The organism is Leisingera sp. ANG-DT (assembly GCF_000813785.1).
Classification (GTDB): domain Bacteria; phylum Pseudomonadota; class Alphaproteobacteria; order Rhodobacterales; family Rhodobacteraceae; genus Leisingera.
On the sequence record NZ_JWLE01000020.1, the window covers coordinates 158,061 to 182,296 of the forward strand.

The 24,236-nt window shown below is 60.7% G+C and carries 19 protein-coding genes; 15 read left to right on the forward strand and 4 right to left on the reverse strand.

What is annotated here, in order from left to right:
- The first annotated feature begins 147 nt into the window (after nucleotides 1-147).
- A complete protein-coding gene (locus RA21_RS15895) occupies nucleotides 148-714 on the forward strand; it encodes a hypothetical protein (protein WP_152610573.1) in 567 nt (188 codons plus the stop codon).
- Nucleotides 715-740: 26 nt separating this feature from the next.
- Complete coding sequence (locus tag RA21_RS15900) at nucleotides 741-1,289, forward strand: hypothetical protein (protein ID WP_039150622.1); 549 nt, start codon at nucleotides 741-743, stop codon at nucleotides 1,287-1,289.
- A 586-nt stretch (nucleotides 1,290-1,875) separates the two neighbouring features.
- On the opposite strand, the gene RA21_RS15905 is transcribed toward RA21_RS15900, so the two are convergent.
- Nucleotides 1,876-2,907, reverse strand: coding sequence for an IS110 family transposase (locus tag RA21_RS15905; protein WP_039150625.1), 1,032 nt, complete (start codon nucleotides 2,905-2,907; stop codon nucleotides 1,876-1,878).
- 229 nt (nucleotides 2,908-3,136) lie between these two features.
- Nucleotides 3,137-4,156, reverse strand: a complete 1,020-nt coding sequence (locus tag RA21_RS15910) for an IS110 family transposase (RefSeq protein ID WP_039150627.1) — start codon at nucleotides 4,154-4,156, stop codon at nucleotides 3,137-3,139.
- Nucleotides 4,157-4,432: 276 nt separating this feature from the next.
- Between RA21_RS15910 and RA21_RS22385 the strand changes: the two genes are divergently transcribed.
- The 11 genes from RA21_RS22385 (at nucleotide 4,433) to RA21_RS15965 (ending at nucleotide 17,572) form a co-directional block, all read left to right on the forward strand.
- The gene (locus RA21_RS22385) at nucleotides 4,433-4,771 is read left to right on the forward strand and encodes a c-type cytochrome (protein WP_082008972.1); all 339 of its coding nucleotides are present in this window, start codon (nucleotides 4,433-4,435) and stop codon (nucleotides 4,769-4,771) included.
- A 511-nt stretch (nucleotides 4,772-5,282) separates the two neighbouring features.
- Nucleotides 5,283-6,044, forward strand: a complete 762-nt coding sequence (locus RA21_RS22050; protein WP_193748081.1) for an IclR family transcriptional regulator — start codon at nucleotides 5,283-5,285, stop codon at nucleotides 6,042-6,044.
- 165 nt (nucleotides 6,045-6,209) lie between these two features.
- Nucleotides 6,210-8,672 carry an FAD-dependent oxidoreductase gene (locus RA21_RS15925; protein WP_039150629.1) on the forward strand — a complete coding sequence of 821 codons (2,463 nt, stop codon included), beginning with the start codon at nucleotides 6,210-6,212 and terminating at the stop codon, nucleotides 8,670-8,672.
- Nucleotides 8,673-8,697: 25 nt separating this feature from the next.
- On the forward strand, nucleotides 8,698-9,945 hold the full coding sequence (locus RA21_RS15930) for a Tm-1-like ATP-binding domain-containing protein (protein WP_039150748.1): 1,248 nt from the start codon (nucleotides 8,698-8,700) through the stop codon (nucleotides 9,943-9,945).
- Between the two features lie 29 nt (nucleotides 9,946-9,974).
- The gene (locus RA21_RS15935) at nucleotides 9,975-10,904 is read left to right on the forward strand and encodes a tripartite tricarboxylate transporter substrate binding protein (protein ID WP_039150633.1); all 930 of its coding nucleotides are present in this window, start codon (nucleotides 9,975-9,977) and stop codon (nucleotides 10,902-10,904) included.
- A gap of 60 nt (nucleotides 10,905-10,964) precedes the next feature.
- Nucleotides 10,965-11,504: a tripartite tricarboxylate transporter TctB family protein gene (locus RA21_RS15940; RefSeq protein ID WP_039150635.1), complete on the forward strand. Its 540-nt coding sequence runs from the start codon at nucleotides 10,965-10,967 to the stop codon at nucleotides 11,502-11,504.
- Nucleotides 11,505-11,511: 7 nt separating this feature from the next.
- Complete coding sequence (locus tag RA21_RS15945) at nucleotides 11,512-13,038, forward strand: tripartite tricarboxylate transporter permease (protein WP_039150637.1); 1,527 nt, start codon at nucleotides 11,512-11,514, stop codon at nucleotides 13,036-13,038.
- 4 nt (nucleotides 13,039-13,042) lie between these two features.
- Nucleotides 13,043-14,530: an aldehyde dehydrogenase gene (locus RA21_RS15950; protein ID WP_039150640.1), complete on the forward strand. Its 1,488-nt coding sequence runs from the start codon at nucleotides 13,043-13,045 to the stop codon at nucleotides 14,528-14,530.
- A gap of 14 nt (nucleotides 14,531-14,544) precedes the next feature.
- Entirely contained in the window at nucleotides 14,545-15,840 is a 1,296-nt protein-coding gene (locus RA21_RS15955) for an aspartate aminotransferase family protein (protein ID WP_039150643.1), read from the forward strand.
- Entirely contained in the window at nucleotides 15,837-16,790 is a 954-nt protein-coding gene (locus RA21_RS15960; protein WP_193748082.1) for a phosphotransferase enzyme family protein, read from the forward strand. The genes RA21_RS15955 and RA21_RS15960 overlap by 4 nt, the downstream gene beginning before the upstream one ends.
- Nucleotides 16,787-17,572 (forward strand): SDR family NAD(P)-dependent oxidoreductase, encoded by a 786-nt coding sequence (locus tag RA21_RS15965; RefSeq protein WP_039150645.1) that lies wholly within the window; start codon nucleotides 16,787-16,789, stop codon nucleotides 17,570-17,572. Before RA21_RS15960 ends, RA21_RS15965 begins: the two co-directional genes overlap by 4 nt.
- A gap of 531 nt (nucleotides 17,573-18,103) precedes the next feature.
- On the opposite strand, the gene RA21_RS15970 is transcribed toward RA21_RS15965, so the two are convergent.
- Nucleotides 18,104-19,057, reverse strand: coding sequence for a GlxA family transcriptional regulator (locus RA21_RS15970; RefSeq protein ID WP_039150648.1), 954 nt, complete (start codon nucleotides 19,055-19,057; stop codon nucleotides 18,104-18,106).
- 82 nt (nucleotides 19,058-19,139) lie between these two features.
- Between RA21_RS15970 and RA21_RS15975 the strand changes: the two genes are divergently transcribed.
- Together RA21_RS15975 and RA21_RS15980 are read left to right on the forward strand one after the other, a co-directional pair.
- Nucleotides 19,140-21,620 (forward strand): CoA transferase, encoded by a 2,481-nt coding sequence (locus tag RA21_RS15975; RefSeq protein ID WP_039150651.1) that lies wholly within the window; start codon nucleotides 19,140-19,142, stop codon nucleotides 21,618-21,620.
- Nucleotides 21,621-21,624: 4 nt separating this feature from the next.
- The gene (locus RA21_RS15980) at nucleotides 21,625-23,268 is read left to right on the forward strand and encodes a N,N-dimethylformamidase beta subunit family domain-containing protein (protein WP_039150654.1); all 1,644 of its coding nucleotides are present in this window, start codon (nucleotides 21,625-21,627) and stop codon (nucleotides 23,266-23,268) included.
- A gap of 60 nt (nucleotides 23,269-23,328) precedes the next feature.
- On the opposite strand, the gene RA21_RS15985 is transcribed toward RA21_RS15980, so the two are convergent.
- A complete protein-coding gene (locus RA21_RS15985) occupies nucleotides 23,329-24,222 on the reverse strand; it encodes a TauD/TfdA dioxygenase family protein (RefSeq protein ID WP_052257684.1) in 894 nt (297 codons plus the stop codon).
- Nucleotides 24,223-24,236 lie beyond the last annotated feature (14 nt).

Below are 24,236 nucleotides of genomic sequence, written 5' to 3' on the forward strand. Positions count from 1 at the left end.
TGGCGTTCGATCAGGTTGCCGGATGCTGGGCTTTGACAGGAGACACCGTCAGATACGTGGTGTGAACGGCGTGCCTGCTCCGCAAAGATGCGGGGCGAGATTGCCAGGTCCAGAACGTGGGCAGCCGTTATCGATTGTGAGCTTTCCATGACCCGGGATGCCCATCCAATCCTTTCTGTGATCGTCAGGCGTTTTGAGAAAAAGTCCTGGGCCAGGATCGAAGAGCTGGTCAGAGAAACCGAGCGTGCCGTGTCGCAACAACCGGGTTTTCTTGGACGACAAGACAACCTTTCGTACGGTGACAGCGGGTGCGAGCTCGTAACCGTCTTCTTCTTTGATTCACACAAGAATCTTGAAAACTGGGAACTCTCCTCGGTTCGGCAGAGATTCGTTGATGAACTGGACCGGCACTCTTCGAGCCGCTCGACTCAAGCCAAGTTTGACGAGCTTACTTTGCTGTCCTCCCCGAAAGCACTGATCAGCAAGATCGAAACCGTGGCTATCCTTATTTTCTGGATCTTGATCCTGGGCGGGCTTCTCGACCTTGCCGCCTCAGCCTTGTTACCGGGGGCGATGAGTTCGATCTGGCTGAATATCCTGAGCGTGTCGGTCAATGTTTTGCTGATTAGCTACATTTTCTTGCCTTGGACCGGAGCGGTGCTGGCAAACCTCAAAGCCCGGCTGTTCAGGTTTCCGCGCAACACACGCCCCTGAAAACCTCACAGTTGAAGGAAAGTACCATGAAGGCATATCTTCACGCACACTTGCTTTTGTCGCCGTTTCTGATCTTCACCATACTCGCGCCTCTCGGCTTCCCGCTTCTTGGCGCGATACTCGGCGCCACTATTGGACTTGCCACCAGCGCCCTGCGGTACGGTGCCACGATCCCACCTGCGTTCATGACGGCCCAGATACTCGGGGTTGTTGGCGTTCTTGGGGCCCTGCTGGTCATGCCTTCCCTCAAGGAAACCAACGCACTTGCAATCGTGTTTTCCTTCCTGGCTGGCGGCGCACTGGTGAGCGTCGTGCAAAACAAACCCTGGACGGCCGAGCTTTCTGCCGGGGACGTTGGCGATTTCGCCGCGCATCCGGCATTCATCAAGTCGAACATCATGTTTTCCGTCATGTGGATGATGATCTTCGCGTGGTTCGCACTTGCCAACTGGCAGGTGTTGTCACCAATCCACCGTTGGGTCCCGATGATCCTGGGTGGGGTAATCACTGTCATCGGGCCCAAATTCCTGATGAATATCGGACGAAAGCGCGGCATCGTTCCACCACCTGACTGACGCCTCAATTCGCACCTGAGTGCAACGGCGAGTACGATAACCACCTTTGTCGCAGTGCCGGGAATGTGCAGTTTGAAATCTGGTGAGCTCAACACCCGTGAATGGCCGCTTCGATGAAATCCTCTGCGCCACCGCAAACGCCCTGCTGCAAGCGCGATGGCTCTCTGCGTCAGCAAAAGCGGCGTCAACAAATGGCGGGTTTGTCCTGTGTGGATGACGTCTGCTTTGCAAGGAAAAAATGCTCTGATTGCGCGGCTGGTCAGTACAGTCCTGTGTTCGGCCTTTGATCGCGACATGCGTTTGAGCCGCTGGCCTTCTGTGGTTGCCGCCAATAATGCAAGAAGTTTCTGGCGCGTGTGCTGGTGATCGAGCGCGGTCTTCTGTCAGGCCTTTGCAGTGCGGTCTGTCATAAGCCGCTGGCCGGTATGGTGATCCGCGGAACAGGTCCAAATCTGATGACCGAGCTCGTTTGCTCGAAGGCCAGCGCTGGTTTTCCCATCCCAGATCTAAACGATCATTTTGCCCATGCAGTCGTCGACTTCTCACCTCCCTTTCACCGGCTGTTGTCGCGTGTGCAGCAGTTCATTTACACTGCGACTGCGCCAGCCAGTTCTCGGTAGTCTTCGTTTCTTGTCAGCATCGCCCAGATAGCGCGTGCCATTTTGTTAGCCAAAGCAATTGCGACCAGCATCTTGGGCTTTCTTTCCATTAGTTTTGCCAGCCAGACCCCATCCGGGATGGATTTTCGCCCCAGCCAGTTCAGCCGTGACATTGCCCCCATGATTAAGAGTTTGCGGATATCAGCCTGCCCGGCCTTTGAGACACGTCCCAATCGTTCTTTTCCACCTGACGAATGCTGGAGTGGGACGAGCCCCAACCAGGCTGCGAAGTCTCTTCCACGTTTGAAGCTCGTCATGCATGGTGCGAACGCCTCTACCGCCAACGCTGTTATTGGGCCGACCCCGGGCATTGTTTGCAATCGCCGGGCGGTGTCGGTTTCGGCCGCCAGGTCCTTGATACGCCGCGTCTTGATGTCGATGCGTTCCGATATCTCAGATATTTGGATGAGAAGATCGCGACACTCATTGCAAACGAGCTCGGGCAATTTGCTGTCTGGATCATCGACAAGCGTTTCAATCCGTTTCAGATGCGCAATGCCTTGCGGGAATGCATGCCCGAACTCGTATAGATAAGACCTGAGTGCGTTCACCAACTCTGTCCTCTGACAGACCAATTTCTCCCGGACCCTGTACAACATGGCCCGAGCTTGTTGATCTTCTGTTTTGGGGTCAACAAAACGCAATTCCGGACGCTGTGCCGCCTCGACAATCGCTTCAGCATCAGCGGCATCATTCTTTTGCCGTTTGACGAACGGTTTAACGTATCGCGGCGAGATCAGTTTCACATCGTGACCAAGGCGAGTTAACTCGCGGGCCCAAAAACTAGAACTACCGCACGCTTCCATTGCGACGACAGAAGGGGCTTGTTTGGACATGAACTGCAGGAACTGTGGTCGGCTGAGCTTTTTCCTGAACTTCACGGTGCCGTCCATAGTTGCTCCATGGATCTGGAAAACACTCTTTGCCAAGTCCACTCCAATCATCATATCTTTTCTCATGGTTGCCGTCCTTTCGTCTCAGTGGCTGTAACACCACTAATTTGGCACATTGCGATGCCGTCGAGGGAGGGCGGCAACCACTCCATCTGATGGGTTCCGTGACCTTGGTCCCAATCGGCATCGCGAGCCTTTAAGCTCAGGACAAACCACGGGTTTTCCAATGTCGCGGATGACCGCACGTGCCATCATTGCATTCGTCTTGCAATTCGTGTTTGTTTTGCTCCTCCGCTTATGCTGCTGATTGCCGGTAATATGTTTCCTTGGTGAGGATCGCCCATATGATGCGGGCAGTTTTGTTCGCCATCGCAATGGTTGCGAGGCGCATTGGTTTGCGTTCCAAAAGCTGCATGATCCAGGGATGCACACGTTCCGGATAGCCACGGGCGCGCTGCACCTGAGAGGTCATGCCGATCACCAGCAGCCTTCGTATGTATCGATCTCCCTTCTTGCTGATCCGGCCCAGGCGTTCCTTGCCACCGCTCGACCTATTCAGCGGCGTGAGCCCGAGCCAGGCGGCAAACTCACGTCCGTTCTTGAACTGCTTGCCATCGCCGATGGTGGCAACAATGGCCGAGGCGGTGATGGGGCCGACCCCGGGCACCGTTCTGATGCGTTTGGCGCGCTCATCAATCCGGGAATGATATTCGATCAGCTTGTCGTAGAAGGTCACCCGATCATCGAGATCAACAACCTGGTCGCAGAGCGTCTTGAGCATGCTCCTGGCCACGTCAGGAATGTCCGGCCAATCATCGGCCTGGAACGCCTTGACGAAGCGCATTGCCGCCACCGGCCCGTTCCCGATCACATGACCGAACTCTCGCAGAAGACCCCGGATCACGTTTAGCATCTGGGTTTTCTGGCGGACGACAAGCTGGCGGACGCGATGCATCGTGAGCAGGGCCTGCTGTTCCTTCGACTTAACGGCCACAAACCGCATGGTCGGTCGGGTAACGGCTTCGCAGATCGCCTCCGCATCGACAGCGTCGGTCTTACCGCGTTTGACGTAAGGCTTCACGTAAACGGCGGGCATCAGGCGCACATCGTGGCCGACGGCGCTCAACTCTCGCGCCCAATGATGTGCTGAGCCGCAGGCCTCGATGCCGACAAGACAGCTCGGCAGCGTCTCGAAAAACCTGAGCAACTGTCTGCGCCGGATCGAACGATTGAAAACAACCGTGCCGTCGGCCGAAATGCCATGGACCTGAAAAACATCCTTGCCAAGATCCAATCCTACTGTCGTAACTTCCATGATGGGGCTCCTTTCCTGTCAGAAGGTGACTTCTGTACCATGCCGCATTGCGCGACAGTCGGGTGCAGACGTCATCCACCCCATCCGCTCTATTCCCATTCGATGCAGACGAAGTGAACGGCAGCGGCATCCAATCTCGGTCACTGGTGCATCAGGCGGCGAAGGTTTCAGGAGAGCCCATAGCGGCCATAGGCGGACGGAAGAATCGTTTGGCCGTTCGAGAGAGTTCTGATCGTGCTATCCTCTGGACAACGACAGATATCCCGGAGGAATGACATGGGTAAACGGGTTTTGGCGGTATTGGTGGTGACCGCCGCAGGCGTGATAGGTCCTGTGTTTGCGGAGGGCGATCCGGAGCAAGGTAGGGTTCTTGCGCGCACCAACTGTGCCCATTGCCACGGCGTAGATGGCAATGCTCGATCGACGTCGTTTCAGCCGGTTCCCATGTTGGCCGGTCAGCCCGCGGTCTATCTAATTCAGGAGATGCGAAACTACCTGGCAGGTGCGCGCGATGACAGCAGCAAAAACGCTGCGATGACTAGAGCACTAGAGGAAATGAGTGATCAGGACATTCTGGACGTTGCTGCATTCTTTGCAGCGCAGAAACGGTATTGAGGCAGCTTTCACGGGTTGCCCCGCAGCATGGATGGCTTGCTCCGGGTGACTGCCATGGGCCTTTTGGGGACATCTGCTGTTGAGTCAGCTTTGAGCCCACTTTATCAATCGCTGCGCAACGCATGAGCGTCAGCGAAGCGCAGCAAAGCTCCCCTTGCAAATCCAGTCCTGTCGCCAGTTCAGGCCACGATTTTCGCCGCGCATCCGCGACCAAAAGCTGCCGTACGTCGTGGGTGCAGCATGAAACTGGCATCGTGTGACCAAGTTGCAGGGCGAAGTGATCTTTCGCTCCGGGTTCCTCGAGTATTAGTTTCGTACGAACAGATGCCCGGCGGTGAAGCCCCAAAGGGCTGAAACCTGCTTTTGGTCTGCAAACACTACTGCTGAAAGGTGTACAATCTACTCTTAAAGTACAGAATATTGCGCAGCTGCGACGGTGATATGCTACTCCCGGATGGGTGACGGGCACACGGACAGCATCCGCCACCGAAATCAGGCGGGGAGCCGTACCATGAAAACCGTAGACAAGGCGATGTTTCTGCTGCGCCAGTTTTCGCTGGAGAACCTAGAAATCGGCTTGAACGAATTGGCCCGCGCCACCGGCCAGGACAAGGCTGTTACCCGCAGGCTGCTGCAGTCGCTCAGCAAGCATGGCTTCATTGAGCAGAACCCGGAGACGCGGAAGTACCGGCTGGGTCATGGCTTCCTGTCGCTGGCCAGGCTGCGCGAGGCCACTGTGCCGATGGTCAAGGCCACCCAGGTGGTGACGCAGTGGCTGTCAGCGCAAGCAAATGAAACAGTTCACGTTGGCATCCCCGCCGAATCCGGGCTGGCGACTGCCTCTTTCACCCTGCCTGCGCGGGGCAATGTGATCAACCTCAGACCCGCGGAAACCTACCCGTATCATTCCTCCTCTTCCGGGCTGGCGTTTCTGGCTTTCTGTTCAGCGAAAACCCGGGACCGGCTGTTGAAGCTGAAACGGGGGAAGCTGACCCGTTTCACGGTGACCGGAGATGACGAACTGCTGCAGATTATCGAGGAAACCCGCAGCCGCGGTTATGCCTGCTGCCGCAACACGGTGGAGGAAGGGGTCGCCAGCGTCGCGATGCCATTTTTTACTGATGGCAAAGACCCGGCAGGCACCATTGCTATCGCTGTTCCCGACCTGAACCTGGACGAAGCCCGGCAGGAGGAACTGGCGGCGCTGCTGCGGACCGCCATCGGTAAACTGGAGACTGCGCTGACCGGTGCGCCCTCCGGGCGGGTATTTTAGCAAGGTGCGATAATAGCACCTTTGGTGCGAAAAATTTCAGAAAATCGATTCTCTCTGCCACAAGGTTTGCAGCAGAGCGGCTGATGCCTGCGCCCCGCGGCGCCTCACCGCTCCCGGTTTGAAACCTGCGGATTGCCTGCACCAGCGGGCTGAAGGAACGATTTGATGGCTTACAATCTCCCGGAACAAGCCCCTGTGGTGATTATCGGCGGCGGCATTATCGGTGTCTCGACGCTGTACCACTTGGCGAAGCGGGGTGTGCCTGCTGTCCTGATCGAGCGGCGCAAGGTCGCCAGCGGCACCACCTGGCACGCTGCCGGCATCGTCGGCCAGCTGCGCGACAGCACCGCCCAGACCGAGCTGGGCAAATATACTGCCCGCCTGTTCCGCGAGCTGGAGGAGGAAACCGGCCAGGCAACCGGCTACAAGCCCAATGGCACCATCAACCTGGCGATTGGCGATGTGCGGCACGAGCAGCTGCTGCGCAGCCAAGACCACGCTCACCGCATGGGGATCGAGAGCTTTCTGCTGTCCCGCGCGGAATTGCAGGAGAAATGGCCGTGGATCGAAACTGAAGATGTAAAATCCGCCTTCTTCGTGCCGTCCAACGGCCAGGTGAACCCTCTCGACGTGACCGTTGCCATGGTCAAGGGCGCCAAGGCGCAGGGCGCGCAGCTGTTCGAGGAGACCAAGGTGACACGGCTGGTTGTCCGCGGCGGCAAGATTGCCGGGGTGGAAACCGACAGGGGTGTGATCGTCACGGACAAGGTGCTGCTGGCCGGCGGCATGTGGAGCCATCTGTTTGCCAAGGCGCATGGTGTCACCGTGCCGCTGCACGCGACCGAGCATTTCTATATCGTGACCGAGCCGGTCGAGGGGTTGCCGAAGGATCAGCCGATCCTGAACATCGCCGAGGAGCGCACCTATTGGAAGGAAGACACCGGCAAGCTGCTGATCGGCTCTTTCGAGAAGCTGGGCAAGCCCTATGGCGCCGATGGCATCCCTGAGGATTTCGAGTTCGACGAGCTGCCCTTCGACATGGAGCACGTAGAGCCGAACTTGGAGAAGATGTTCGAGCGGATGCCACCCCTGGGCGAGATGGGCATCCAGACCTTCTTCAACGGCCCTGAGAGCTTCACCCCCGACGGCCGCCCCTACCTGGGGCCAACCAGTGAGATCAAGGGCCTGTTTATCGCCACCGGGATGAACTCCAACGGCATCCTCAACTCCGGCGGCGTCGGGCTGACGATGGCGGAATGGATGACCGACGGCTCCCCCTCGCGCGGGATGGGGCCAATGCTGGCGCGCCGGGCGCACCCGTTCCAACGCAATACCAAATACAACCACGACCGCAGCGCGGAATCGGTGGGCTTCCACTATGGCGTCTCCTGGGCGGGCCGCCAGATCCACAGCGCCCGCGGCGTGCGGCGGGTGCCGCTGCATTATCGCCTCACGGCGGCGGGCGCCGCCTTTGCCGAACGGATCGGCTGGGAGGTTCCCATGTATTTCGACCCGGAGTGCAAGGGCTGGAACGAGGAGCCGAACCTGTGGTGGAAGGACTGGTCGCCGCATGTCGAGGCGGAATGCCTGGCGGCGCGGGACGCGGCGGTGCTGATCGATCAGTCGATGTATGCCAAGATCCAGGTGCAAGGCCCCGATGCGGTGAGTGCGCTGAACCGGGTCAGCGGTGCGGAAATGGATGTGCAAACCGGCACCTCGGTCTATACCCAGTTCCTGAACTCCCGCGGCGGCATTGAGGCGGATGTCACCATCACCCGCACCGCGCCGGACTGCTTCATGGTGATCACCGGCCACCCCAGCCAGATCCGCGACCAAGCCTGGATCCGCGACCATGCGGACCCGGAGTGGCGGTTCGAGATCTTCGATGCGACCTCAGCCTACGGCCTGATTTCCATCCACGGGCCGAAGTCGCGCGAAATCCTGTCTGCAATCTCGGGCGATGACCTGTCGAACGAAGCCTTCCCCTTTGGCGCGGCGCAGGAGATCGACATGGGCTATGCCCGCGGCTGGGCCATTCGCCGGTCGTTCCTAGGCGAGCTCGGCTATGAGCTGATGATGCCGACGGAATTCACGGCCGGTGTCTATGAGGCGCTGATGGAAGCAGGGGAACCGCTGGGCCTGCGCCATATGGGCATGTACGGTATGAATGCCTGCCGCTTGGAGAAAGGCTTCCGCCATTTCGGACACGACATTGCCGAAGACGACACACCTTATGAATCCGGTCTTGGCTTTGCGGTGGCGCTTGCCAAGGCGGGTGATTTCCTCGGCAAAGCCAGGCTCGCCGCGCAAAAAGCTGGTGGAGCGGCGACCCAGTACAGGACGGTTTCCTGTATCGCCGAAGGCGTCAGCGCAAAGGACGGCCCTTACCTAATCCACAACGAACCGGTTTGGAAGAACAGGGAGATCGTGGGTCATGTGACCTCCGGCGACTGGGGCTTCCGGCTGCAGGCGATGGTCGGGCTCGCCAGCCTCCACCGCGATGGCGGCGTTAGCAAGGCCTGGATCGATGAGGGTGGATTTGAGGTGCAGATCGCGGGCCGGATGTATCCGCTGAAGGTGCAGCTGGCCCCGTTTTATGACCCCAAGGGCGAAATCATGCGTGGCTGAAGCCATCAGCGGGAGGGAGAACACCATGGCTGACAAGGTCATACTGGTCATCGGTACATACGACACCAAGAACGCCGAGCTGGACTTTCTGGCGCAGAAAATCAGCGGCCTGGGCGGCGGCGTGCTGACCCTGGATGTCAGTGTGCTGGGCGACCCGGAGCAGCCGACGGATTTCTCCAAGCACGATGTTGCCAAGGCCGGCAGCAGCTCGATCCAGGCGGCGATCGGCAGCGGCAGCGAGCATGTGGCGATGAATATCATGTCGGCGGGCGCCTGCGCGCTGGTCCGGGAGCTGCACCGCGACGGCGGTATCGACGGGGTGATCATCCTGGGCGGCACCATGGGCACCGATCTGGCGCTGGATGTTTGCCAGGCCCTGCCGGTGGGGGTGCCGAAATATGTGGTTTCCACCGTTTCCTTCTCGGCGCTGATCCCTTCTGAACGTCTGTCGCCGGACATCCAGATGATCCTCTGGGCCGGCGGGCTTTACGGGCTGAACAGCATTTGCCGGTCCTCGCTGGCCCAGGCGGCGGGGGCTGTCCTGGGGGCTGCGCGGGCGGCTGAGCCTGCGGTTAGCGGGCGGCCGGTGATCGGCGTTACATCGCTTGGCACCTCCTGCCTCAAATACATCAAGATCCTGAAGCCGGAGCTGGAACAGCGCGGCTATGAGGTGGCGGTGTTCCATGCCATGGGCATGGGCGGCATGGCGTTTGAGCAGATCGCGGCGCAGAACGGCTTTGTCTGCGTCATGGATTTTGCGGGCTGCGAGCTGGGCAACCTGATGGCCGGTTCGGTGGTCAATGCAGGCCGCGAGCGACACCTGTCGGCAGGCCGCGCGGGCATTCCGCAGATCGTCGCGCCCGGCTGCATGGACCTGATCGACTTTGCCGGCTGGCAGGAAATTCCGGAGCGGTTCCGGGGCCGCCCGATCCACACCCACAACAAGCTCGTGAAGAACACATTCTACAACGCCGAAGAACGCCGCGGCATCGCCCGCGAACTGAACCGGCGGATTGGCGAAAGCAAGGCCCCTACTCATTTGATTATCCCCAAAGGCGGGATCGAGGAATGGGACCGCCCCGGCGGCGACTGCCACGATCCGGAGGGGCTGGAAGCCTTCATCACCGAACTGAGCGCGACAGTTGCCCCTGCCGTCCAAGCGACAGAGCTGGAAGCGCATATCAACGACCCTGCCTTCGCGCAAACGGCGCTGGAAATCCTCGACCGCTGGGTGGCGGAGGGGACCGTGCCGCCCGGCAAGGCTAGCAACTGAAGCAACGGAACACATCAAGGGAGGATTACATGAAACTCAAACTCGCAGCCGCTGCGGCACTTCTCAGCGCAACCGCCGCCATGGCGGAGTATCCGGAGAAACCGGTCTCCTTCGTGGTGCCCTGGCCTCCGGGCGACCTGGAGGACGTGCTGACCCGGATGATTGCCGACAAGTTCCAGGAAATGTACGGCGTTCCCGCGGCAGTGGTGAACAAGCCGGGCGGCGGCGGCGGGCCGTTCCCTGGCGCCGTCGAAGTGGCTGGCGCCCCGGCCGACGGCTATACGGTCGGCTCCTTCGTGATCGGGGTTCCCGTGGTTGGCCCTGAAATCGGCATTCCGGAGCTGAACCCCAATCCCTTCGATCCGGTCGGCATCTTCCTGACCTATCCGTTTGTGGTCGCAACCCTGGCGGACAAACCCTACGGCACCTGGGAGGAACTGTCAGCCTATGGTGCGGAAAATGACGTCTCGCTGGGCCACTACGGCACCTTCCTGGCACCAACCAAGGTGACCTTTGCCGCCGCCATCAAGTCCGGTTTCGATTTCGCCAGCGAGGCGGCCTACGACCTGCTGGATTGCAACGTGCTGGCTTCGGGCGACGTGGATGTGGTGAACGGCACCCTGCAAACCCTTCTGCCCTGCATGGACAGTATTAAGATCCTGGCCAGCATCGGCTCCGAGCGCACCTCGCTTACCCCGGATGTCCCGACCATGGCCGAGGTGGTTCCGGGCCTGGAGCTGTCGCTGTGGAACGGGCTTTTCGTTCATAAGGACACCCCGGCGGACGCGCGCGAAAAGATCGCCACCGCCGCCCAGGCTGCGCTGGGGACAGAAGCCGCGCAGAACCTGATGAAGGAAACCGGCGTACTGCTCTACTGGAAGGACGCCGAAGCTTCTGCCCGGCAGATCGAGAAAGACATCACCGATCTGGCCGAGGTCAACGCCCTGGTCGGCGAATAATTCAGCCAGGGGCGCTTCATTGCGCCCCGGCATCCGCCGCGGCAGGAGGAGGGCGCAGCGATGGCACGCACCAAGTATTTTCAGGAACTGTTTCAGCGCTACCGGCGGCCGGGCGATCTGGTTTTTGCTGTGGCGTTCTTGCTGTTCGCGCTGTTCCTGCTGAGCCAGCTGGGCGAGCAGACCAAATGGGTGAAACGCACCAAATGGTACGGCCAGCCGTCGCTGTGGCCCAGCATTGCGGTCTGGGGGATGGCGGTTTTCGGCGCCTTCCATTTGCTGGGCTCAATGGTCTCCCCCCGCATTCCCGGCCGCCTGAAGGAGGTGGTGTTCTGGCTCCAATCCCTGGAATACGTGCTTTATTTCCTGGCCTATGTCGCCATTGTCCCGCTTTGCGGTTACTTGCCTTCAACCATTTTGTTCGCCCTGTTCCTGACCTTGCGTGCAGGCTTCCGCCGCCCGCAGCATCTGGTGCTTGCGTCATTGTTTGCCACCTGCGTCGCGCTGATCTTCCGGGGCTTTTTGCAGGTGAAAATACCCGCAGGCGAAATCTATCAGCATCTGCCAGATGCGCTGCGCGCCTTTGCGCTGACCTATTTGTGAGGCTGCCATGGAACCGCTTCTTTCCGGTATTCAGATCCTTGCCCAATGGGAAGTCTTCGTGGCACTTGCCATCGGCTCCATCGGCGGCGTCATCATCGGCGCGCTGCCGGGGGTCGGGCCCGCGGTTGCCATCGCCATCCTGCTGCCGGCCACCTTTGCCTTTGAGCCCATCGTCGGACTGACCCTGCTCTTGGGGATCTACGGCAGCTCGATGTACGGCGGCGCCATTCCGGCCATCCTGATCAACACCCCCGGCACGCCGGTCAATGCACTGACTACCTATGACGGCTATCCGATGACCAAGCGCAAGGAAGGCCACCGGGCGCTGTCACTGGCCTATTCGGCGTCCTTCTTCGGCGGCATCTTCTCGGTCGTCTGCCTGATAGTGCTGTCACCGCTGCTGGCGCTGATCGCCCCGCATTTCGGCAGCCGCGAGATCTTTCTCGCCGCCTTTATGGGCATCCTGCTGGTGGTGGTAGCACACCGCGGGCAAACTTTTGCCGCCGGAATGCTGGCCTGTTTCGGCATATTCCTGAACACTGTCGGGCTGGAGCCAGTCAAATACACCAAACGCTTCACCTTCGACCAAAGCTGGCTGTCCTCCGGCTTTGACTTGATTGTCGTCGTGCTGGGACTGTTTGCCCTCAGCCAGGCCTTCCTGCTGCTGATCGAAAAGGACCACGCCCCCGGTGAAGCCCATGTGCAGGGCAGCATGCTTGCGGGCATGAAGGAGCTGCTGGGGATCAAGCGCATCGCAACCGTCTCGTCCTCCCTTGGCGTGCTGATGGGCATGATCCCCGGCGTCGGTGAGTTCACCGCACAGTTCCTGTCCTACACTTACGCCCAGAAGACCTCGAAAACTCCGGACGCCTTCGGCAACGGCTCTCCCGAAGGCCTTGTCGCATCTGAGGCAGCAAACAACGCTGTCCCAGGTGCGGCAATGATCCCGCTGCTGGCGCTTGGCATTCCGGGCGAAGCGCTGACCGCGATGATGCTATCGGTGTTCTACGTCCACAACGTGATCCCGGGTCCGCAGCTGTTTGAAACCCAGTTGGATTTTGTAATGGCGCTTTATCTGTCCCTGATCCTGCTCAACGTGATTGTGCTGGTGTTCCTGCTGTTCTCCACCAACCTGCTGCTGAAGATCATTCAGATCCCGACCCGGTTTCTGGGCATGATGATCCTGACCCTGTCCTTCATCGGCGTCTATTCGCTTCGCAATTCGATCACCGACTGCGCCATCGCCGCGGGTTTCGGCGTATTCGGCCTGATCCTCAAGCGGCTGAACCTGCCGATTGTGCCGATCATTCTGGGCATGGTCCTGGGCGGCATCATGGAAGTCAAACTGCGCGCCGCAATGGCAGCAGTGAAAACCCCCATAGACTTCATCAGCCGCCCCATCGCTGCAATCATCTTCGTGATGATCATCGGGATCCTGGTGCTGCACATCCGCACCCTGATCCGCGAGCAGAAAGCTAAGCGCAAGCCGGATCCGGTTGGGCCTGACTACGAACATTCCAGCCAGCAGGGGTAGGACTATGCTGAACCAGAGAGACATCGACGCCTTCCGCCAGCAGGAAGTGCCGGCCCAAGGCCATTTCATCGATGGGGCGGCGCAGGCTTCCCTGATCGGCGGCATGCTGGAGGTGATTTCCCCCATCGACGGCCGGCCGCTGGCCCGTCTGGCCGAAGGAACGCCTGCCGACATGGAGCGTGCCATTGCCTCAGCACGGGCCTCCTTCGAAGCCGGGCACTGGTCCCGCATGGCCCCCGCCGCCCGCAAGAAGGTGCTGATGAAGCTAGGCGATCTGATCGAGGAGCGGGCGCTGGAAATCGCCGTGCTGGGGGTGCGCGACAACGGCACCGAAATCACCATGGCAATCAAGGCGGAGGCACTGTCGGCCGCCGCAACCTTCCGCTACTACGGCGAGGCCGTCGACAAGATCTATGGCCAGGTCGCCCCCACGGCAGAGAATGTGCTGGCCCTGGTGCATCACGCACCGGTCGGGGTGGTGGGGGCTATCGTGCCCTGGAACTTCCCGCTGATGATCGGCTCCTGGAAAATCGCCCCGGCGCTGGCGGCAGGCAACTCGATTGTTCTGAAGCCGGCCGAGAGCGCCTCACTCAGCCTTTTGAAGATCGCCGAACTGGCGATTGAGGCCGGTGTTCCGCCGGGGGTGTTCAACGTGGTGACCGGCAAGGGCAGCGTCGTTGGCGAGACCCTGGCGCTCAGCATGGATGTGGACATCATGGTTTTCACCGGCTCCGGCGCCACCGGGCGGCGGCTGCTGGAATATTCGGCCCGCTCCAACCTCAAGCGCTGCTACCTGGAACTGGGCGGCAAATCCCCCAACATCATCTTCGCCGATGCGCCCGACCTGGCCGAGGCAGCCAAGGTCTCTGCCGCGGGCATCTTCCGCAACTCGGGCCAGGTCTGCGTCGCAGGCTCGCGGCTGCTGGTGCAGGAGGACATCGCCGAGGATTTCATCGCTGAAATGGCCCGTCACGCCGGGGCTTTCCGGGTCGGCGACCCGCTCGACCTCGCCAGCCAGATCGGCGCGGTGCATTCGCTGGCAGAGCTGGAAGCCAATCTGGAGTTTGCCACCCGCGCCGAGGCCGAGGGCGCCGAGCTGCGGGCCGGCGGCCGGCGCATCCTCCAGGAAACCGGCGGATTCTACATGCAGCCCACTATCCTGGCAGGGGTGAAACCGCAGGACCACCTGTTCCAGAACGAGGTCTTCGGTCCGGTGCTGGCCGTCACCACCTTCAAGGACGAAGAGGAGGCAATCCGCCTAGCCAATGCCACCACCTACGGGCTTTCCGCCGGTGTCTGGACCGCCAATCTCAGCCGGGCGCACCGCATGGTGGCAGGCATCCGCTCCGGCATTGTGCATGTGAACACCTACGGCGGCTCCGACCTGACCGTGCCTTTGGGCGGCGTCAAACAGTCCGGCAACGGCCATGACAAGTCCCTGCACGCTCTGGAAAAATACTCCGACCTGAAATCCGCCTGGATTCAGCTTTGATCCGAGGAAACGCTATGACCCTGCCTGCTAGATCCCAGGACCTCATCGACCGGCGCGCCCGGCTCTTGGGGCCGAATGTCTCCACCTTCTATGATGAGCCGCTGCATATTGTCAGGGGCGAGGGCGTCTGGCTGTGGGATGCCGACGGGCGCAAGTATCTGGATTGTTACAACAACGTGCCGCATGTGGGCCATTGCAACCCGCGGGTGGTGGAGGCGATCTGCCGCCAGGCGGCAACCCTCAACACCCACACCCGCTACCTGCACGACGGCATTCTGGATTATGCGGAGAAACTGACCGCTACCATGGATGCCTCGCTCGACACAGCGATCCTGACCTGCACCGGGTCTGAGGCCAACGACATTGCCCTGCGCATGGCCGAAGCGATGACCGGCAGGCGCGGCATCGTGGCCACCGACGCCACCTATCACGGCAATACCGCGCTGGTCAGCCAGCTCAGCTGTTCGAACACGCCAACAGTGGGCTTCGGGCTGGAGCAGTATTTCCGCTTTGCCGAAGCGCCCGACAGCTACCGCAACCCGGATCCGGGTGGCAGAAAATTCGCCGCCGCCGTGGCTGAACAGATCGCCGCGCATGAGGAGGCCGGCACCGGCTTTGCCGCGCTGGTTGTCTGCCCCTTCTTCCTGAATGAGGGCTTTCCGAACCACCCGGACGGCTGGCTGAAGCCCGCGGCGGAGGTGGTGCGCAAGGCCGGCGGCCTGTTGATCTGCGACGAGGTGCAATCGGGCTTTGGCCGCACCGGCACCCATTTGTGGGCGCATCAGAAGATGGGCGTGGTGCCGGATGTGATGACACTGGGTAAGCCGATGGCCAACGGCCACCCGGTCGGCGGCGTTGTCACCCGCAGCGAGATCCTCAAAACCTTCCGCTCCGGCTACCGCTACTTCAACACCTTCGGCGGCAACCCGGTGTCCTGCGCCGCCGCCATGGCGGTGCTGGAGGAGATCGGGGACCAGAACCTGCTGGCCCATGCCGAAGCGGTCGGCGCCTATGCCCGCGCCCGGCTGAAGATGTTGCAGGAGAAGTATGATGTCATCGGCGATGTGCGCGGCTCCGGCATGGTGTTTGGCGCCGAAATGGTGCTGGACCGCGCCACCAAGGAGCCGGCCATTGCCTTCACCGACCGGGTGATCAACGCCATGCGCCGCCGCGGCATCATCCATTCCAAGCTGGGCCGCCACAAAAATACACTGAAAATCCGCCCGCCGATGCCGTTCTCCCAGGAAAACGCCGATCTGCTGTTTGACACGCTGGACGAGGTGCTGGCGGGAACCCCGGTGCAGCCATGACAGCCGCAGCCGTGGAGCAATCCTTGGTGCTCTGGGGGATGGACGGCGCCGAGAAGCGTCTCATTGCCACCCGTGAAAACCAGGTCTACCGGGTCGATCACGCCGGGCGCGCCTATGCCCTGCGCCTGCACCGTCCCGGATACCGCACCGATGCAGAGCTGTGGTCGGAACTTCAATGGATGAACGCCGCGGCGGAGGGTGGCCTGCACGTGCCGGCCCCGATCCCCTCAACTTCGGGCGAGTTTTTGCATGTGGCTGACGGTATCCAGGTGGATGTGCTGACCTGGCTCTCCGGCGCCCCGGTCGGCAAAACGGGCGAGGATCTGGCCGCCGCCGACCGCACAGGCCTGTTTTATGGCATCGGCCGCGAAATGGCGCGGCTGCACGCTGTCTCCGACCGCTGGACCCCGCCCGCGGGCTTCAGCCGCTGGTCCTGGGACCGGGAGGGTCTGCTCGGCGAGACACCGGTCTGGGGCAGGTTCTGGGAGAATCCCAGCCTTACCAAAGAGGACCGCGTACTGTTCCTTGCCTTGCGCAACGAAGCGGATGCGGAACTGCAAGGGCTGGAGGGCAAACTGGACTATGGCCTTATCCATGCCGATCTTGTGCGCGAGAACGTGATGGCCGACGGCAACAAATTGCAGCTGATCGATTTTGACGACAGCGGTTTTGGCTTCCGGTTGTTCGACCTGGCCACCACTCTGCTCAAGAATATGCGGGAGACCGATTATCCGGCGCTGCGCGATGCGGTGATTGCCGGCTACCTGTCGGTGCGGGTGATCGACTTGGGCGCGCTCGACCTGTTCATCCTGCTGCGGTCGGCAACCTATGCGGGCTGGATCATCACCCGGATGGATGAACCCGGATCCAAGGCGCGCAATCAGCGGTTCATCGGAACAACCCGTGTTCTGGCCCAAAATTTTCTCTCTGGAAAAGGTATGCAGCCATGACCCGCTTCGCAGGCAAAACCGCGATTGTCACCGGTGCCGGAACCGGGATCGGCGCCGCCACCGTCCGCCGGATAGCAGCCGAAGGCGGCAATGTGATCCTGACCGGCCGCCGCCTGGAACCGATCGAAAAAGTAGCAGAAAGCTGCGGCGGCATTGCTCTGGCGGGGGATGCTGCCAGTGCGGAGCATATGGAAGCTTTGGTGGAATTGGCCCGCAGCCGCTTCGGCGGCCTGGACGTGATGGTCTGCAATGCCGGCGGTTTCGGTTTTGGCACCCTCACAGGGATCAGCGACGCGGATTGGAGCGCCGCAGTTCAGGCCAATCTGAACACCGCCATGGTCTCTGCCCGTGCCGCCATGCCGGCGCTGAAGGAGCGCCGCGGAAACATCCTGATGATGGCGTCGATCGCAGCGCTTGCGGCCGGGCCGGAGGCCTGCGGCTACGTCACCATGAAACACGGGCTGCTGGGGCTGACCCGCTCCATTGCCCGCGACTACGGCCGGCACGGGGTGCGCTGCAACGCGGTCTGCCCCGGCTGGGTCCGCACCGAAATGGCCGATGCGGAGATGGCAGAGCTGGTTGAGCGCCGGAGCCTGGAGTCCGTCGAGGAGGCCTACAGCCTAGTTACACGCGACGTACCGCTAGGCCGCGCAGCAACAGGTGAAGAAGTGGCAGCTGCAGTTGCGTTCTTATGCTCCGCCGAGGCTGCCATGATTACCGGGGCGGTTCTGACGGTCGATGGCGGCGCGACAATTGTCGACGTCCCTACACTGGCGTTCTGACTTCGCCCTGCTAGAAAACTGGTTTTGGAGTTGGGCCACTAAATCCTACAGATCAAGAGACCTGTTCAACTCGTCGGGGAACAAGCGCCAACTGCCGTTTGTTGCCCGATCGTACTCTGGTTGCGCAATAACCACTGGGTTTTCCAAAATGGAGATTTCTTCAGGTGAACAGCCCTGCAGAGTCCATTGCAGCTGCCCTTTCTACGGGGTCATTTCCCATCCCGGTTCACATCCATGCGCGTAACCACTTGCGGAACGGCAGCTTTCAGAATGGCGGTCCAGACGCTTCGCCATCGCAGCATCTCAGTGACCGCATCTGGTTCGAACAGCTGCTTCTGGGCTGCCTGTCGTCATTCACGCCAGGTGCGGCGAATGCCCGGTCAGAGCCCGACTTGTGAATTCACTTTTTTCGCTGCGAGCGCACGCAGCGCGAAAATCGCTACATTTGCTGGATCTACAACGCTGCGCCGCGGCAGGGATAGCCGTCGTTAAGGCAGTTGGCACTCTTTGCAAAAGCGTAGGCAGGAATGGTCACAGATTTGTCCAACGATCCCGAAGCGGATCGGATGAGAAATTTTTGCGCAGGCTGCGTGTCAGGGTGGTCGTGCTCGCAAAGCCGCAACGCATGGCGATTTGATCGAGGGAGAGGTTGCTATAGCGAAGCAGCTCGCGGGCGCGGGCCAGGCGAAGAAGCAAGTAGTATCGCCCTGGCGTTGTCTGGAGTTCCGTCCAGAACAGACGGCGCAAGGACCGTTCGGATATATGTGCCTGTTCCGCCAGGGCGGGGATGGACCGTGGTGCTTCAAGCGCTTCGGACATGAGCACGACAACGCGTTTTAGCTTTGGGGACACCGCTTGCGACAATGTCTGATCGGGATAGGAGGCGCCGTGCCGTCTGGCGTTGTCGTGCAGGAACATTGCACCAGCATCAAATGCGACCGAGGCACCGAAACGATCCCGAATGAATTTCAGCATCAGATCGAAAGCCGATGCCGCGCTGCCGCATGTCCAAAAACGGCCATACTGCACATAGCGATCGGGAAGGACCTCGACCTCGGGGAATTCCTCGGCGAATTCCTCAAGAAGCTGCCAGTGCAACGTGGCCTTGCGAGCGTTCAGGAAACCGCCCTTTGCCAGAACCCACGCACCGGTATCGGCGGCAATCACGGTGGCACCCCGGATCAGTCGCCCAAGATTGCGAGCGGGCGTCGCGCCTTTGCTGTCCCGAAAGGCGTCGCCACCGATGATGATGACCAGATCAGGCGGAGGCGCATCTGCCATCGGCATTTCCGGTGATACGCTCAGACCGCTCGAACTGGCCACGGCTCGGTCACCATCTGTCAGGATGTTCCAGCGGATATTCGCACCAGTTTGATCCCGCACCACCCGCAACGGTTCAAGCAGGCAGGCAAGCACCATGTTGGAAAAGGCATCGCACAGGACAACAGAGACGTGGATGGGATGCATTGGCAGATCTGATCTCATTTTTGGCAGAATGAGTATGAAACATTCCTCGGCAATTTCCTAGAGTGGTGGGCGTAACCCGCCGGAACAGGATCAAGTGACCATGCAGAACCGTCCGCTTTCCCACATTCGTGTCCTTGATTTTGGGCAATATCTGGCCGGGCCCTTGGTCGGAATGATGCTGGCCGACCTTGGGGCAGAGGTGGTCCGCATCGATCCGCCAGGTGGCTCCCGGTGGAAGGACCCGGCTTTCGACATGCTGTCCCGTGGCAAGCGCGCGCTGACGCTTGATCTCAAGACAGCAACCGGGCGTGCTACAGCGCTTGATCTGGTCCGCCGCGCCGATGTGGTGATCGAGAACTTCCGCCCGGGTGTGATGGAACGTTTGGGGCTTGGACCGGCGGCGCTCAGACAGGCGAACTCTGATATCGTCTCGCTGTCGCTTCCAGGCTTTGCCTCGAACGATCCGGAGTTTTCAGGTCTTGCCGCGTGGGAGGCGGTGATCGCAGCGCGCACGGGACAGTTTACCGACATGGGGCTGAACCGGCAATTGATGGGGATCAACCCATCCTTCACGCCGCTGGGGCTGGCCTCGGCCTATGGTGCCGCTTTTGGCGCAATGTCGGTCCTGTTAGCGCTGACCGCGCGGCCCCGGATGGGAGGTGACCACATCGAAGTGCCGCTGGCGTCTGCCCTATTGGAGGGGCTGGTTTATAACTGCGAGCAGATCGAAGACTACCCCGACCGCTACAAATCTCCACGTGAGCTGGAGCTGGAGCGGCGCGCACGCGAGGGTCTGCCCAACGATCTGAGTTTTGCCGAACTGTCAGAATTTCTTGATCCGTTCTACCGCACCTACACCTGTGCCGATGGGCGCGGGTTTTACATCGTATCCTGCTCAATCGTGAACCATCCCCAAAGGGTGCTTGAGGTTCTGGGCCTTGGCGATCTGTTGAAAGACCTGCCGGATTTCGATGTCTATGTCGATCAGGCGGATTGGCCCGGGGAATGGGCGCTGCGCAGCTACCCGGTGGGGGAGGATGATCGCAAGCGCCTTTCGGATGCGATGAAGGCCGCTTTCCTGACCCGCCCCGCGCATGAATGGGAGGAGCTGTTCGGAGTGGCCAAGGCTCCGGCTACCGCACAACGCAGCACAGCGGAATGGCTGGCGGATCCGCATGCGTTGGCCTCGGGACTGGTGGTCGCGCTTGACGATCCCCGCCATGGGCAGATGCGGCAGATGGGCAACGTCGCTTGGCTGGCCGATGACCCGGGCGCGATGGACATGGCCGCAGGGCCTGAGCGGGACGGTTTTCGCGCTGCGCTAAGCGGCGTTCTTGCAGAGCCGCCGCGAAGGCCCTCGGGCGGCGACAGCAAGGGCCTCTGGCTGGACGGACTGAAGGTGTTGGATCTGACCAATGTCATTGCCGGGCCTACCATCGGATCGACACTGGCACGGTTCGGGGCGCAGGTTACGCTGGTCCAACCCGTACGACCTTCGGTCGACCCATGGAATGCGGTGGTGTTCGGGCTGCACGCGCAGCGCGGCAAGGAAAGCGTGCTGCTCGATCTTCGCTCGGAACAGGGGCAAGAGGCGCTTTGGCGATTGGTTGCTGAGGCTGACGTGATCACTATGAACGGCACTGATCAGCAACGCGATGCACTAGGTCTGACCGAGGCCCGCCTAAACGAAGTCAATCCACGCCTCATTCTTGTGCAGTTGGATGCCTGGGGCGGGCCGCGTCGCGGAGCGAAATCGGATCACCTTGGCTATGACGACCTGGCACAGGCGGCGACAGGCGTGATGACCCGCTTTGGCGGCGGGCCGGAGACACCCGAGGAACACGCCCATTTCGGCACCATCGACGCGCTCACCGGCCATTGCGCCTGCGTAGCCCTTGGTGCGGCGCTGGAGCGGCTCAGTGTGACCGGCAAGGGCGGTGTTGCCCGTGCCTCACTGGCCGCCGCAGGTGAGATGATCCAGGCGCAATTCATGTATGATTTCGACGGACGCCCAGCGTTCGACGAACCTTCGGGACGTGAGGTGCGCGGTTCGGGGCCATTCTATCGCTGTTATGCCGCCGCTGATGGCTGGATGTTCTTTGCAGCCCCGACAGAGCGTGACGCGGCTCTGGGGCGGGTTCCTGATCTGTCCGATCTCGTCGGAAAGGATGACGCCGACCTTGAAGATCTGCTTGCCGAGCGGTTTGCACAAAAACCGGTGGTCGACTGGATGCGAGCCTTTGCCGGTGGATCGGTGGGTATCACGCCGCTTGGCTCTTTGCATGGCACCCGCGATGCGGGCCTGCAGCGTGAAAGCGAAGGCGAGATCGACATCTCCAAGGCGACCTTTCGCGCGGTGCGCCATGATCAGCACCCGATGGGGCGGTGGGTCGACCTCGTCGCGCCCAATGCGGTGAGGCCCGAGAAAGCCAAAATCACCATACCAGGGCCTGCTCCGAAATACGGGCAGCACACGCGCGCGGTCCTCGCGCGTGCAGGCTATGCGGACGACGAAATCGGGCGCATGATCGAAAGCGGCGCAGCTTCAGAAAGTTGGTCGGACAAGTATTTGCCAGAGTAGACATATGAAACAGGATCACGCCGGACCGGCAACCACGCCTCGCACCCGCGCAAAAGCGCGTCATATCCTTGATAACTACTATATCGGACCGGCGCGCGACGACGAGGTGCTAGAGATCTGGGGCTATACCCCCGAGATGAGCTATGCCCCCGGGGATTGTGTCGCGCTGCATGTTTCGACCACGGCGGATGAATGGGAGTTTGAGATCGGCCGAGACGGGCTGGACTATGTGCCATTGCTGAGCAAAAGCGGCCTGCCGGGGGCGCATCATTCCACGCCACAGGATTGCTCGGTCAAGGGCTGCGGCTGGCCCGAGGCCTATGCATTCGTGATCCCCGATGATTGGGCGCCGGGCGGTTATCTGGTCACGTTTCGCGCGCGCAAGGGCGATGATATTGTTGAAGAGCACCATGTCATCCTCATCAGAACCGCCCCCGATGCTGCGCCGCCACCCTATGTGCTTGTCTGCGCAACGGGCACTTGGCTGGCCTATAATTGCTGGGGTGGGTCCAATCACTACGAGGGCATCACCGGGCCAAATGGTGATGCCTTTTCGCCCATCGTCTCGACCCAGCGGCCCTGGACGCGCGGCCTGTGCAAATTGCCCGAGGGCGCACCACGCGCGCTGCGCGAACAGCCGACCAGACCCGGAGAGATGGTGCGCTATCCTTACATGGAGTGGGCCTATGCCTATGGCTATTCCAAGAAATATGCCTCGGCGGGCTGGGCCAGCTACGAACGCCATTTCGCCCGCTGGGCCGAGGCTGAAGGCTATGAACTCGACGTGATTGCTCAGCATGAATTGCATAGAGACCCAGATCTTCTGAACCGCTATGCCTGTGCCATCTTCGTTGGGCACGATGAATACTGGAGCGCAGAGATGCGTGACGCGGTCGATGACTATGTCGAAACTGGTGGCCATGTCGCGCGGTTTGCGGGGAATTTCCTGTGGCAGACTAGAATCGAGGACGAAGGCCACACACAGGTCTGCTACAAGTATATCGCAGATCAGGACCCATTGATGGGGACAGCACAAGAGCACCTTGTCTCGGGCGCCTTTGAGGTGGCACCGGTCAATCGTCCCGGCGCGTCGACCTTCGGTGTCAACGCCCTGCGCGGGGTCTATGCCGGTCTTGGCAATTGTGTGGGCGGCGGTGCGGGCGGCTTCACGATCTACCGCGACGATCATTGGGCCTTTGACGGCGCCGGGCTTGGCTATGGCGACGTACTGGGCGCGCGCTCGCGCATATTCGGCTACGAGGTCGACGGGCTAGACTATCGTTTCGAGGATGGGCTGCCCCATCCTACCTGCTCGGATGGGGCCGTGCCGGAGATCGACATTCTCGCCTTGGGGCTCGCCACCAATATCGAGGCCGATCACGGCATCTGGGGCGAGACGCTCTATATCGGGTCAGCGGACGCGGCCTTCAAAGCGCAGGTGCTTTTCGGAGAGGTCACACCCGAAACCCTGGACGCTTGCAAACGCGGCAACGGAATGATCATCTCGTGGCCGCGAGGCAAGGGCGAGATATTCGCCGCCGCGACCTGCGAATGGGTCGCGGGCCTGATCCGGCAGGACGCCCAAGTCGAACAGATCACACGAAACGTCTTGAACAGGTTTGGCAAATCAAAGGGTCGCTCATGGTAGCTTCTGCGTCTTGCTTGAAGCAGACCTCTGCTCAAACCGCGGCGTCCGGCAAAGTTGGGTTCAGCACGGCAGCTGCATTTCTTCGACACCGTCTTTTTCTGTGACCGAAGCGCAGATGCTCGACAGGGTGCGCGGCTGTTCAAAGGGCCAAGGTGTGCCGCGGTGCAATATTGCCCTTTGATCCCAGATCAGAACATCGCCGACCTCCCATTTATGCGAATAGGTGAACTCGGGCCGCGTGCAGAAGTCCATCAACTCGTCCAGAAGCACCTGGCTTTCGGCCTCGTCATAGCCGTCAACCTTGTACGCATGGCTGGCGATGTAGAGAGCTTCGCGCTCGTTCACAGGGTTCGGCCAGACTGACTTCCAGTGGGTCGCGGGCCATTTGTGGAACATCGGTTGCTTGGCCAGCTCGGGTGAGATCTTGGCGCGCGAGATAGAGTAATGATGCCAGATGCCCCGGTCGCGGATACGCGATTTCAAATCCTCTGGCATCGCCGCCCAGGCCGCGCGGGTTGAGGCTAGTTCGGTGGCACCACCTTCCGAAGTCACCACCCGCCCGATCAGGATATTGGTCAACGCGGGCGTGGGAATGAACGTGCTGTCGGCATGCCACAGGAAATTCGATTCCAGTTGCAGGCGCTGCATGTCCATGGTTCCACCCTTCAGCGATTTGTCGATCGCCTCGTTCGTGACCTTGGGGATCTCGAACGCTTCGCCTTTCTTGCGCTCATCTGCCTTGCGGTCCTCGATCGGACCAAAGGCCTGGGCCAGCGCCATGTGATCCGAGTCACTGAAATTCTGACGACGGAAAAGTAGCGCCGAGTGTTCCTCGAACAGCGCGCGCAATTCGTCGAACCGGCCTGACGGCACGAAATCAGCCAGCGCGACGCCTGAAACTTCGACACCAAAGGCCGGGGTGAGCGGGGCGGTTTTGATATCAGTTTTGATCATGACAAGACCTTTGC